9 protein-coding genes and 1 other RNA gene are annotated in these 13487 nt (G+C 57.0%); 8 read left to right on the top strand and 2 right to left on the bottom strand.

From position 1 onward, the window contains the following. Window positions 1-182 precede the first annotated feature (182 nt). From metG to ACK8P7_RS05105, 3 genes are all read left to right on the top strand, one after another. Entirely contained in the window at window positions 183-2273 is a 2091-nt protein-coding gene (metG, locus tag ACK8P7_RS05115) for a methionine--tRNA ligase (protein WP_410043147.1), read from the top strand. A 54-nt stretch (window positions 2274-2327) separates the two neighbouring features. After that, window positions 2328-3101: a TraX family protein gene (locus ACK8P7_RS05110; protein ID WP_410043146.1), complete on the top strand. Its 774-nt coding sequence runs from the start codon at window positions 2328-2330 to the stop codon at window positions 3099-3101. Window positions 3102-3187: 86 nt separating this feature from the next. Next, the gene (locus ACK8P7_RS05105) at window positions 3188-4045 is read left to right on the top strand and encodes a TatD family hydrolase (protein WP_410043145.1); all 858 of its coding nucleotides are present in this window, start codon (window positions 3188-3190) and stop codon (window positions 4043-4045) included. Between the two features lie 151 nt (window positions 4046-4196). Here ACK8P7_RS05105 and ACK8P7_RS05100 read toward each other — a convergent pair whose 3' ends face one another. Beyond that, the gene (locus ACK8P7_RS05100) at window positions 4197-5090 is read right to left on the bottom strand and encodes a LysR family transcriptional regulator (RefSeq protein WP_410043144.1); all 894 of its coding nucleotides are present in this window, start codon (window positions 5088-5090) and stop codon (window positions 4197-4199) included. Window positions 5091-5260: 170 nt separating this feature from the next. Between ACK8P7_RS05100 and ACK8P7_RS05095 the strand changes: the two genes are divergently transcribed. Further along, window positions 5261-6652, top strand: a complete 1392-nt coding sequence (locus ACK8P7_RS05095) for a sodium-dependent transporter (protein WP_410043143.1) — start codon at window positions 5261-5263, stop codon at window positions 6650-6652. Window positions 6653-6814: 162 nt separating this feature from the next. Here ACK8P7_RS05095 and ffs read toward each other — a convergent pair. Beyond that, window positions 6815-6913: signal recognition particle sRNA small type (gene ffs, locus ACK8P7_RS05090), an RNA gene on the bottom strand. Window positions 6914-7072: 159 nt separating this feature from the next. Here ffs and ACK8P7_RS05085 point away from each other — a divergent pair. The 4 genes from ACK8P7_RS05085 to ACK8P7_RS05070 all read left to right on the top strand — a co-directional run bounded on the left by ACK8P7_RS05085 (window position 7073) and on the right by ACK8P7_RS05070 (window position 13439). Then, window positions 7073-8932, top strand: coding sequence for an MBOAT family O-acyltransferase (locus tag ACK8P7_RS05085; protein ID WP_410043142.1), 1860 nt, complete (start codon window positions 7073-7075; stop codon window positions 8930-8932). Window positions 8933-9075: 143 nt separating this feature from the next. Continuing rightward, on the top strand, window positions 9076-10482 hold the full coding sequence (locus tag ACK8P7_RS05080; RefSeq protein WP_410043141.1) for a DHHW family protein: 1407 nt from the start codon (window positions 9076-9078) through the stop codon (window positions 10480-10482). Window positions 10483-10699: 217 nt separating this feature from the next. Continuing rightward, window positions 10700-11995: a UDP-N-acetylglucosamine 1-carboxyvinyltransferase gene (locus ACK8P7_RS05075; RefSeq protein WP_410043140.1), complete on the top strand. Its 1296-nt coding sequence runs from the start codon at window positions 10700-10702 to the stop codon at window positions 11993-11995. Between the two features lie 163 nt (window positions 11996-12158). After that, the gene (locus tag ACK8P7_RS05070) at window positions 12159-13439 is read left to right on the top strand and encodes an SLC13 family permease (RefSeq protein WP_410043139.1); all 1281 of its coding nucleotides are present in this window, start codon (window positions 12159-12161) and stop codon (window positions 13437-13439) included. Window positions 13440-13487 lie beyond the last annotated feature (48 nt).

Raw genomic sequence — 13487 nt, 5'->3', positions numbered from 1 at the left:
GGGCCCGAAATGCGTCATCGGTCGCCAGTCCCCATGCCGGTTGCTGTCGCCCGCGCCCTCGGCGCCGATTCTTGCATTTACGCCCTAAATAAATTATAGTTAATAAGTTAATGCACCCACATACGGTGCGCAGATCTATACATCAGGTCGCCTTCCATTCGGGCGCCCGGAAAGCGAGTACTATGGAAAAGAAACCTTACTACATCACCACGGCGATTGCCTATGCATCCGGCAAGCCGCATATCGGAAACACATATGAGATCGTCCTGGCTGACGCCATCGCACGATACAAGAGATTCCAGGGCTACGACGTCCAGTTCCAGACCGGAACCGACGAGCATGGCCAGAAGATCGAGGAGAAGGCCGCTGCTGCCGGCATGACACCGAAGGCCTTCGTCGACAAGACCGCAGGTGACATCAAGACCATCTGGGATCTTATGAACACCTCCTACGACAAGTTCATCCGTACCACCGACGACTACCACGAGAAGCAGGTACAGAAGATGTTCAAGAAGATGTACGACAAGGGCGACATCTACAAGTCCGAGTACGAGGGCTGGTACTGTACCCCATGTGAGTCCTTCTGGACCGATTCTCAGCTCGTGGACGGCAAGTGCCCGGACTGCGGACGCCCGGTACAGAAGGAGCGCGAGGAGGCTTACTTCTTCCGGATGAGCAAGTACGCGGACCGTCTCATGCAGTACTACGACGAGCATCCGGAGTTCATCCAGCCGGTATCCCGTAAGAACGAGATGGTCAACAACTTCCTGAAGCCGGGTCTCCAGGATCTCTGTGTCTCCAGAACCACCTTCAAGTGGGGCATCCCGGTCGTCGAGGATCCGAAGCACGTCGTATACGTATGGCTCGACGCGCTCACGAACTATATCACCGGTCTCGGCTATGATGCGGACGGAAACAGCGACCCGATGTTCGACAAGTTCTGGCCGGCGGATCTCCACCTCATCGGTAAGGACATCATCCGCTTCCATACCATCTACTGGCCGATCTTCCTGATGAGCCTCGACCTCCCGCTTCCGAAGAAGGTCTTCGGCCACCCGTGGCTCCTGACCGCTGCCGGCAAGTCACAGGAAGGCATCAAGATGTCGAAGTCCCGTGGTAACGTAATCTATGCCGACGACCTTGCGAAGCTCTTCGGTGTCGATGCCGTCCGTTTCTTCGTCATCCACGAGATGCCGTATGAGAACGATGGTGTCATCTCCTGGGAGCTCATGGTGGAGCGTTACAACTCCATGCTTGCAAACATCCTCGGAAACCTCGTGAAGCGTACCATCTCGATGAGCAACAAGTACTTCGACGGCGTCGTCGAGGATAAGGGCGTGACCGGTCCGATGGATGAGGACCTGAAGAACACCATCCTCCAGGCGGTGAAGACCACGAGCGAGAAGATGGATCAGCTCCGCGTCGCCGACGCCCTGACGGCTGTGTTCGATATCTTCCGTCGCTCCAACAAGTACATCGACGAGACGGAGCCGTGGGTGCTTGCGAAGGACCCGGCACAGGCCGATCGCTTAAAGACCGTTATGTACAACCTTACCGAGGCGCTCAACATCGGTGCGTCGCTCCTCGAGAGCTTCATGCCGGAGACCGCTGAGTCGATCCTTTCCGAGCTCCATGCCGAGAAGCGTGCCCTCGAGGACATGGATCGCTGGGGTCTCTACAAGTCCGGTACGAAGGTGACCGATGCACCGGCAACCCTCTTCGAGCGTAAGAAGGAAGAGGAGGTTATGGTCGAGGTCGAGAAGATCGAGGCAGCGCAGCGTGCACAGTACGAGGCGCAGCAGGCGAAGGATGCCGCCGTTTCTTCCGAGGCCAATGCAGGCGACCAGGCAGCAGATACCGACGCAGAAGGCGATGGCATGCCAGAGGAGATCCTCGAGAACGGTGACTGTGCACCGGATACGCACATCGCGACTCCGGAAGCAAAGCCGGAAATCACCTTCGAGGACTTCGATAAGGTCGAGCTCCGTATCGGAAAGATCCTTCACGCAGAGGAGGTTCCGAAGTCGAAGAAGCTCCTGAAGCTCAGTGTGCAGGTCGGTGCCGAGACACGTACGATTCTCAGCGGTATCAAGAAGTCCTACAAGCCGGAGGACCTCGTCGGTAAGCGCGTGATGATCGTCGCCAACCTCGCTCCGCGGAAGATCGCAGGTGAAGAGTCCCAGGGTATGATCGTAGCGGCAGAGGATGATGATGGAAACATTGCCCTTATGAGCCCGATGGCGAAGATGCCGAGCGGCTGTCTCATCGGCTGATGTATAAACACGACCGGCGCGCAGGAAACTGTGTTCCGGTCGTCGCTTAAAATTATGTCTACATATCAAAGTGTTTTAAAAAGCACCCGAAAAGGAATCGGACTGTCCGGTGGCCTCCTGAAGCTCTTCGCGACCCTCATGATGACCGCGTACAGCTTCGCGGTCGTCATCATCAAGAACGGCAAGCTCTACGGATACTCCAAGGAATACTATCAGATGGCGATCGCCACGGCGGAAGGGATGCGCTGGCTCCGACTCTACGACATCCTTCATTTCTGCGGCTTTTTCTGCTTCCCGATCTTCGCATTTCTCTGCGTCGAAGGTTTCATCCATACGTCCGACTTCTGGAAATATTTCGGACGTATGCTCGTGTTCGCACTGCTGAGCGAGGTTCCGTTCGACCTCTGTATGTACAACGAGACCTATCACTTCGCGCTGCAGAACCCGATGCTCACACTCGCACTCGGACTCCTCGTGATGTATGGCATGAAACAGAACCGGAAGCGCATAGAGCGGAAGTGGCTCTGTGTCGTGGCCGGCTGTGCCGCCGCCTATATCGCACATCTCCAGTTCGGCGTGTTTGCGATCCTCGGTATGGCACTCATGTATAATTTTCATAAGGAGAAGACCCTGCAGATTGCGAGTGGCGTCCTGACCACCGCCGCCGGCTCCGTCAGCGCCCACTTCCTGCCGGTCCTCTGCTTCCTGCCGATCGGGTTCTACAACGGCGAGCGTGGCCGCCTGCATCCGAAGTGGCTCTTCTACCTTTATTACCCGCTCCACCTCACCGCGTTCTACCTGATGATCTATATCGGTGCGTTACTTTAGAAAAAATTAATGGGGTCTGACCCCATTAATTTTTTCTTACATGAACTTAAGGATTTCGTAAGGGGGTCTGACCCCATTAAATTTTTATGAAAAAAGCAAGTGAAATTTTTGACACCCACGCACACCTCTGCGATGCGGCCTTCGATGATGAGCGCGAGGCGATCATCGCGGATCTCGGCGCCCATGGCGTCGGTGCGTTTACAGAGATCGGCTTCGATCTACCGTCGAGTCGCGCGGCGCTTGCGCTCGCGGAGCGCTATCCGCAGGTCTATGCGGCGGTGGGCTTCCATCCGGACCACAGTGATCATCTGCGCGACGAGGATGTGGAAACGCTTCGGCAGATGGTGGAAAATAATCAGAAAATCGTGGCGATCGGCGAGATCGGCCTGGACTACCACTATACACGTGAAGGTATTTTGCGGCGGGCCGCCGCTTCCGGACAGGAACCGGACCCGGAGAGTCTCGCGACGGCCGATCCGGAGCCGGAGATTCAGAAGGCCTGCTTCCGACGGATGCTCCAGCTTGCGCGTGCGCTCGGGCTTCCGATCAATGTGCACTCGCGGGAAGCAGCGCAGGATACCTACGATCTCATCGTGGAGGAGCACGGATATGAAAATTCCGGCATCATCCACTGCTTCGGTTATCCGGTGGAGATGGCCGAGCGCTTCGTGAAGCTCGGCTTATATGTCGGTGTCGGCGGTGTCGTCACCTTTAAGAATGCCCGAAAGCTGAAGGAAGTGGTGGCGCGCATCCCGATCGAGCGCATCGTCCTCGAGACGGACTGCCCGTACATGGCACCGGTACCGAAGCGCGGCACCCGGAACGATCCACGAAATCTCCCGTATGTCGTAGAGGAAATCGCGGCGCTTCGCCAGATGGATCCGGCGGAGGTCATCCGCATCACCACCGAAAACGCGAAGCGCGTGTATCGCATCAGTGAATAAAGAAAACGCAGGCGGTCGTCCTCCGCGTAACCATGGTCAATGGCTCCGGAAGAACGACCGCCTGCGTTTTTATATTCTTGACGTACTGTGTTTCCAGGAAGCATTCACGGTCGCGATCTGCTCGGCGGTGCGGTAGCTGCACGGCTTTTTTCTATAGTGACGGCCTACGGTTCTGGAGATACGTAAGCAGCGTCCGGCTGACGACGGAGCTCGCTGTTTTTGAGAAGGCGAGGCCGAGGGTGCGGCAGGAGGCCGGCTCGAGCGGGCGGGAGACGACGCCGGGACAGCCGAAGGCCTGCATGACGAGCTCCTGCGAGATGGTGACGCCGAGGCCGCTCCGCACGAAGGCCATGATGAGCGGATCGTCGCGGAAGCTGTAGGCGATGTCCGGTTTCACCGGACACTTATGGATGAGGTGCTGGATGTCGTTATCACAGCCCGGGGTCTCGATAATCAGTGGATACTGAAACAGCTGCGGCAGGGTCACGCTTTCCTGCGCTGCCAGCGGATGCCCTTCCGGGAACACCGCGCAGAGCGGGTCATCGAGGAGCGGATAGAAGGCGAGATCATCTGCGACGATCGACGAGAGGAAGCCGCAGTCGATCTGTCCGTGGATGATCCAGTCGCGGATCTCGTCGTAGTTTCCATCCAGGATCGCCATCTCCACCTTCGGATAGTGTTTCTTAAAATAATGTACGACCTCCGGCATCCAGCGGGTGGTGATGCTGGAAATGCTGCCGACGCGCAGCTTTCCCTCAACCTTATGGTTGATGTTGAACGCCGCCTGGCGCAGCCGGTCCTTCTGGTTCGCGAGCTCCCGCACATAGGGAAGCAGCCGTGTGCCGTTGTCGGTCAATGTCACGCCGCGGTTGATGCGGGCGAAGAGCTGTACGCCCAGTTCCTCCTCGAGCCCCGCCATCATCTGGCTGATGCCGGACTGCGTATAGTTCAGTGCCTCGGCGGCCTTCGAAAAGCTGCCGGTCTCGCAGACCTTCAGAAATATCTCATATCGATCCTTCAGTTCCCGCATGATCAGAATCTCCATTGCTGCTATTTGGGCCAGCCGACAAACGGCTTCACATGTCGTCGATGTGGCACATCTACCAGGTATCAGTAAAATTAATATCCCGTCATAAAATCATTCGTTTCACTGATATAATACCCCATGCTATCTTATATTGCAAAAGATTATAGTAATCAGGGAGTCTTATAACTATGGAAAAGAAGTCAAGCAGTTTCTCAGGACAGATCGGATTCGTCCTTGCGGCGGCCGGCAGTGCCGTCGGCGTCGGTAATCTCTGGCGTTTCCCGTACCTCGCAGCGAAGGACGGCGGTGGGCTCTTCCTGCTGGTCTATCTCGTGCTGGTGCTGACCTTCGGCTTCACGCTGCTGACCTCCGACATCGCGATCGGACGACGCACGAAGCAGAGCGCCATCGGTGCCTATGCGACGATGAATCCGAAGTGGAAATTCCTCGGCATCCTGACCTTTCTCGTGCCGGTGCTGATCATGACCTACTATGCGGTTATCGGCGGATGGATCACGAAGTATGCTGTTGCGTATCTTTCGGGGCATGCGGCCGCTACGGCAGAGGATGGCTACTTTACAGGCTTTATTACCTCCCCGGTTTCACCGGTGGTGTTCGCCCTTCTGTTCATGGGCATCACCGCTATTATCGTATATAACGGTGTAGAGGGCGGCATCGAGCGTGTATCCCGCTGCATGATGCCGATCCTGCTCGTGCTGGTGATTGTGATCGCGGGCTATGCATTGACCCTGCATCATGAAGATGCCTCCGGACAGGTGCGTACCGGCATGGATGGTCTCCGTTACTACCTCACCCCGCATCTCGAAGGCCTGACCCTCGGCCGCTTCCTGCAGATTCTGCTCGATGCGATGAGCCAGCTGTTCTTCTCCCTCAGTGTATCGATGGGCATCATGATCACCTACGGCTCCTATGTAAAGCCGGAGGTCAATCTGAACACCTCCGTGAATCAGATCGAGATCTTCGATACCGGCGTCGCACTGATCGCCGGCGCGATGATCATCCCGGCAGTGTATGTGTTCTCCGGTACGGAAGGCATGAGCGCCGGTCCGAGCCTGATGTTTGTGTCCCTTCCGAAGGTCTTTGCAGCGATGGGGAAGGCTGGCGTCTTCGTCGGCATACTTTTCTTCGTCACTGCGATCTTCGCGACGCTCACCTCCTGCATCTCCGTGCTCGAATCCATCACCGCGAACTGCATGGAGATCTTCCACACCGGTCGTAAGAAGACGGTGCTGGTACTGTCGGTCATCTACCTCGCAGCGTCAGCCATCATCGCCCTCGGCTACAGCATCTTCTACTTTGAAGTGCAGCTGCCGAACGGCTCTGTCGGCCAGCTGCTCGACATCATGGACTACGTCAGCAACAGCGTGATGATGCCCTTCATCGCACTGCTGTCTACCCTCCTGCTCGGCTGGGTTGTGACGCCGAACTACGTCGTCGATGAAATGGAGCGGAACGGCGAGACGTTCCACCGGAAAAAGCTCTACTGCATCATGATTCGCTTCGTGGCACCGTTCCTCATGCTGATCCTCTTTCTGCAGTCGACCGGCATCCTCGCATGATATACATTGTGAGGACGAGATGATCTGAATTATGTATAACAAAAATCCGAATCCTTCTCGATAAAGCGCATGCCATACATGATATGACGGCCGGAAGAAGGACTCGGATTTTTCTGCGTTTATGTAAACGAATCAGAGCACATGTGTGTAAATAAAAAACTTCGGGGCCAGGTGTATCCACGTCACATAGAAGGATCCTCTTAGTGCTGCTACGTTCCCGTCCTGACACGGTTCGAGGGATCTATTGCGTGGGGCCCAGCGCCCGAAGCATAGAAAGTATAGCTGAAAATCGCGGAAATGGCAAGCTGTACTTGACATCCTGTGATATAATACCTTGATTCATGGTAACAGTTTAGACAGGCAGGGGACCCGCAGGGGCGGCAACGGAACTGTTATGATTCATAGTGATGTGAGGTTTTTATGAGCTTTTCGAGTCTGATTTTCATAGCGCTGTTTCTGCCGGTTTTCATGATCGCTTCTGTGCTTGCGCGTGGAAATCAGCGGAAGAACCTCGTGCTGCTCCTCTTTTCTCTGATTTTCTATGCCTTCGCGGGGCTCACGAAGCTTGCGCTGCTCCTCATGGTGACGATGCTCGCCTGGTTCAGCGGGCAGCGCATCGGACGGGCGCTACAGTTCGCGGCTTCGGAAAATCCGGACTATCAGGAGGGCGATGATGATTTCCAGAGTCCGGACGCGGAGCGGATCCGTGTCGAGGGGCAGAGGCGTGCCCGTGCGTGGCTGATCCTCGCGCTCGTGCTGCTGATCGCGGTGCTTCTCTTTTATAAGCTTGCCGGACCGATCTGCAGGAGTCTGTTTCTGACCAATGCAGACGACCTGGACGCAGGTGGTGGTGCCACGACGGGAATGGCTGCGGCCATCCTCGCGTATGTCCGAAACATTGGCCTCCCACTCGGCATTTCCTTCTATATATTTAAGCTGATCAGCTACGTCGCCGACGTCTATACGAAAAAGACGGAGCCGGGCGATTTCTTCCATGTGCTGCTCTATACCGTGACCTTCCACCAGGTGGCGCAGGGCCCGATCACGCGCTTCGGCGAGATGGCCGAGGAGATGGACCATCGGCGCGCGGATGCCGAGGATCTGGTAGAGGGCCTCTGGCGCTTTATGGTGGGCCTCGCGAAGAAGACCGTACTCGCGGATCATCTCGGCACACTCGCGGAGACCTTCCTGCCGCTCGCCGGTAACACCACGTTCTCCGTCGGCGGTGCCTACCTCGGTGCGCTCTGCTACATGCTGCAGCTCTATCTTGATTTCTCAGCCTACTCCGACATGGCGCTCGGCCTCGGTCGGATGATCGGCTTCCACTATCCGGAAAACTTCAACTATCCATATATCGCGGTTTCTGTGCGTGACTTCTGGCGTCGCTGGCACATTTCGCTGAGCCGTTTCTTCCGGGATTATGTATACATCCCGCTGGGCGGGAATCGTGTATCGACCGGACGGCTGATGCTGAATCTGCTTGCCGTTTGGGCGTTGACCGGCTTCTGGCATGGCAGCAGCTGGAATTTTATCCTCTGGGGACTTTACTACTTCGTCTTCATCGCGATCGAGAATTTCGTGAAGAAATTCCAGAAAGCGAAGGCAGTGTCTGGCACAGACGCTACGGACGGCGCAGTTGCCGCTGCAGGCCCGGCTTCAGCTGCGGACACGAAGCGCAACGCGCAGGCACCGCGTCGCTCGCCGCTGCCGGCGCTCACGCGTGCGCTTGGTCACCTCTACACCCTGATCGTCGTGTTCTTCGGCTGGGTGCTGTTCCGCTTCAGTGATTTCCAGGTGCTGCGCGAGGTGCTCCGCACGATGTTCTTCCTGAGCGGACGTGCGACGGTCGATGCGGCGGAGCTTTTGACCCTCCGCAGTAATCTGTTCTTCCTGATCTTTTCCATCATCGCCTGCACACCACTCGGTGCCCGTCTCGCCGCGAAGCTGCGGGCGTTCTATGATGCGAGCCTTCAGCAGGAGGCGCGCGAGAAGCAGCAGCTCGAGCGTGAGAAGGCGCGTTATCAGAAGGAAACCGAGATCGATCAGCAGGTGCAGCGCCTCGACGCCAGCATCGAGGGTCTCGAGGAGGAAGACGCCGAGAATCACGAGCGCGTCGCTACCCGGATGAAGCGTCGCATCACGAAGAGCAGCGAAGCCCGTCGCCGGAGCGAGGGCCTGTACTACGGCCTCCGCCTCCTCCTGATGCTCCTGCTCCTCGCACTCTCCATCGTCTCGATGGTCGGCGCCAGCTACACCCCGTTCCTGTATAATCAGTTCTGATGTCTCCGGCGACCCGCGGGCGTCGCGCGTAAAGCGCTGCGCCCGTTCCACGTCCATGGCATCCCGCGACCGGCTGAGCCGCCGGCCTATCGAAAAGCATGAAACCAGTTTCTGAAAATGAACATGAAAAACCGCATAAAGAGATGCGCGGCGTTCAGATCGTTGCGGTCGCCGCAGCGCTGATCGCCACCGTACTTCTCGGCATTGGCCTCGCCCTGCCACTCCGCCCGACGTACTCTGCCTCCGAGAAGCGCGCCCTCGCGAGCTTTCCGACCGCGACCACGGAGACCCTCCTGTCCGGTGCGTACTTCACAGACCTCGCGACCTGGTTCTCCGACACCTTTCCGTGCCGCGAGACCCTGCTCAGCCTCGGCGCGAAGCTCGAGAGCCTCTATGGCCCGCAGGGTGAGTCCTTCTACGGAAACCGGTCCACGGCCGTCGCGGATACGATTCCGGAGACCGCCGAGTCGCTCGCGCCGGTCATGACCCTCGCCGCTGCGGAGCCGGAGGGCGCCGCGGATGAGGCCAATGCTTCGGCCACGCCATCGTCACTTGCACATGACAAGTCGGCGACGGGTGCGCTCGATCAGTATGCCGCCCTCGTCGAGACGAATGCCGACGGTACGCTGAAGGAGAAAAAGGCAGAAAAAGCGGAGGTGAACGGCGAGCAGGCCGGCAGCATCTACGTCACGAACCACCGCGGCTACGAAATCTACTATTATAATCAGGGCGGTGCAGTGAAGTATGCGTCCATGATCAACACCTATCGGGCGCGCTTCCCGAAGTGTGAGGTCTACGATATCCTCGTGCCGAACAGCTTCGGCGTCGAGCTCGACCGCAGCACGCAGGCGGCGCTCGGCTCCAGCAACATGGAGGACGCGTTCAACTACATCTACAGCATGATCGATCCGGAGGTCCATAAGGTGTCCGTCTTCGAGACGCTTCTGCAGCATAAGAACGAGTACATCTACTTCCATACCGACCACCACTGGACCGGACTCGGGGCGTACTATGCCTACATGCGCTTCTGCGATGCGAAGGGCATCGAGCCGCACAGCCTCCGGGACTACCAGAAGGAGAGCTTCGATGGCTTCTACGGCACCTTCTACTTCTCGACGAACCGCTCTGAGGCGCTAAATCAGAACCCGGATACTGTCGAGGCCTGGCTGCCGATCGCGACGAACGAGATGGAGTACATCAACCAGCTCGGCGAGCAGGGCCATGCCCAGGTCATCAACGACGTCACGAATTCGAACGCCGGCGACAAGTACAGCGCTTTCATCCATGGCGATAATCCGCTGACGGTCATCCATAATCCGCATCGAAGCGACGGCTCGGCCTGCGTCCTCATCAAGGAATCCTATGGCAATGCCTTCGCTCCGTACCTCGTGGATCACTATGAGGATGTCTATGTCGTCGACTATCGTCACTTCGAGGGCAGCATCGCGCAGCTGATCGAGGAGTACGGTGTGCAGGATATCATCTTCTTAAATAACGTGATGGCGCTCAGCGAGCGGGCATCCGGGATGATGATGGGACTGCTCGGGTGAGCGCCTGGAGGGCTGGCAGCAGAAACGCAGTACCCCGAGCTCGGAAGACTCTAAAATTCCAGTCCTCCGGGCTCTCATGCCCGAGCGGTTACCGGCAGCAGAAGCAAAAAGTACAAACGCTTGCAAAAGCGTGTACACTCACTTATAATTTATAAGATTTAACAGTCTGAATAATGCGGTTCTTATGCTCTGCGCATAGGAAACTTACAGGAGATATATGGAACAGTTTATCATGAAAGGTGGCACCCCTCTTCACGGCGAGGTCGTGATCGGCGGGGCGAAGAATGCCGCACTGGGCATCATCGCCGGCGCACTTTTAACAGATGAAGATGTGATTATAGAGAATCTGCCGGACGTGCGTGACATCAACGTTATGCTTGAGGCATTGAAGGAGATCGGCGCCGTCGTCGAGCGTATCGATCGTCATACCGCGAAGATCAGCGCCGTGGGCGTGACGAGCGTATCGATCGACGACGAGTACATCCGGAAGATCCGGGCATCCTACTACTTTATCGGCGCACTGCTGGGCAAGCATCACATGGCGGATGTTCCGCTTCCGGGCGGCTGTGCGATCGGTTCCCGTCCAATCGACCAGCACATCAAGGGCTTCCGGGCCCTCGGTGCGAAGGTAGAGATCCGGAACGGCTGTGTACAGGCCGCTGCCTCCGAAGGACTTCACTCCTCCCACATCTACCTCGACGTCGTATCCGTCGGCGCGACCATCAACATCATGCTGGCTGCCGTTCTCGCAGAGGGCAGAACCATCATCGAGAACGTGGCGAAGGAGCCGCACATCGTCGATGTCGCGAACTTCCTGAACTCGATGGGGGCCAACATCAAGGGCGCCGGTACGGATACGATCCGCATCCGTGGCGTCCGCCGCCTGCATGGCACGACCTACGCCGTCATCCCGGACCAGATCGAGGCAGGCACCTTCATGTGTGCCGCCGCGGCGACCCGTGGTGACATCCTGATCAAGAACGTCATCCCGAAGCACCTGGAGTCGATCACCGCGAAGCTGCTCGAGATGGGCAACACGGTCTATGAGTACGATGAGGCCGTACGCGTCGTGGGCGCGCCGGTGCAGCATCCGACCGATGTGAAGACGCTCCCGTATCCGGGCTTCCCGACCGACATGCAGCCGCAGATGTCCGTGACCCTGGCCCTCGCCGATGGCACCTCGGTCGTCACCGAATCCATCTTCGAGAACCGCTTCAAGTATGTCGATGAGCTCGCGCGTATGGGCTCGAACATCAAGGTGGAGGGGAACGTCTCCGTCATCGATGGTGTGAAGCGCTTTATGGGTGCCAGTGTCAATGCACTCGACCTCCGCGCTGGTGCCGCTCTCGTCATCGCCGGCCTCGCCGCAGATGGCATCACGACGGTCCGTGACATCGTCTACATCCAGCGTGGCTATGAGCACTTCGAGCAGAAGCTGCAGGCCCTCGGCGCACAGATCGAGCTGGTGGACAGTGAGCGCGAGGCGCAGAAGTTCCGGCTGAAGATCGGCTGACGTAGAAAGAGACAAATCATATAGCTTGTGTAGAATAGAAACTGTTTTCAACAGGGTCTGAAAGAACATCGCCGTGCAGGCGGCACAGCTTGGGATACGAAAAGACAGTGTTGAGTCCATGATTCGATACTGTCTTTTGTGAATTTATGAAGGAGAAATGATTATGGATCTAAGAGCCATCGCTTTTATTTTGTTCATTTTAATGTATGTGATTATGATTGCGAAGCCGAACTGGAAGATCTACGCGATCTGGGGCGTCGCCATCGTCTTTATGCTGGTCGGGATCCTCCGGCCGAATCCGCTGTACATCCTGTCGGTCATCAACTGGAACGTCCTTATGATGATCGGCGGCACGATGCTCGTCGTCTGGTTCTTCATCGAATCGAAGATGCCGAATCTGCTGGCGGATATCATCCTCGATAAGTGTGCAAATGTCATGTGGGTCATCATCCTGATGTCGCTGTTTGCCGGTGCGGTGTCGGCGTTTATCGATAATGTCGCTACCGTCCTCATGATCGCACCGGTGGCACTTGCGGTATGTAAGAAGCTCGATATCTCGCCGGTATCGATGATTCTGTCCATCGCCGTGTCCTCGAATCTGCAGGGTGCGGCGACGCTCGTCGGCGATACGACCTCCATCATGCTCGGTGACTATGCGAACATGAACTTCATGGAGTTCTTCTTCATGCATGGGCGTCCGGGTATTTTCTGGTCCGTCGAGTTCGGTGCACTGATGACGGTACCGGTGATGATTTTTCTCTTCCATAAGTATCGACAGCCGGTGGAGGCCAGCGAGAAGACCGTGGTGACGGATTACTTCCCGACGATCGCCCTGTGTGGTATCGTCGTTGCGCTCATCGTCGCGTCCTTCATCCCGAATACACCGGATATGATCAACGGTATCATCTGTATGACGATCGCGGCGATCTGTATGATCTGTGACTATGCGCGGCATCGGAGTCACCTCAACCTCAAGCATGCGATCGCTTCGGTGGATGCGGATACGCTGCTGATCCTCGCGGGGCTGTTTATCGTGATCCGTGGCATCACGGATGTCGGGATCATCGATGCGGCCGCAGACCTGATCGTACGTGCAGGTGGCAGCAACATCTTCATGCTTTATACGATCATCGTGTGGGGCTCGGTGCTGTTCTCTGCGTTTATCGATAACATCCCGTATGTGGCGACTATGCTGCCGATCATCACGGGCATCTGTCAGCTGCTCGGGATCGAGCCGTATCTTCTGTACTTCGGGCTGCTGACCGGTGCGACGCTCGGCGGCAACATCACGCCGATCGGTGCGAGTGCGAACATCACGGCGGTCGGTATGCTGAAGGCTGGTGGCTATGAGGTATCGTTCGGCGATTTCATGAAGATCGGATTGCCGTTTACGCTGGCGGCGGTGCTCACCGGGTATGCGTTTATCTGGGTGTTCTGGGCGTAATTTTTCAGACTTTTCCAGAAAAGGCCCCGGAGGGCCAGCAATTGAAAC

It is taken from the genome of Oribacterium sp. P9 (assembly GCF_046365365.1).
Taxonomy (GTDB): Bacteria; Bacillota; Clostridia; order Lachnospirales; family Lachnospiraceae; genus Oribacterium.
Note: the sequence above shows the minus strand (reverse complement) of the source record. Positions and strands in the feature narration are given on the sequence as shown.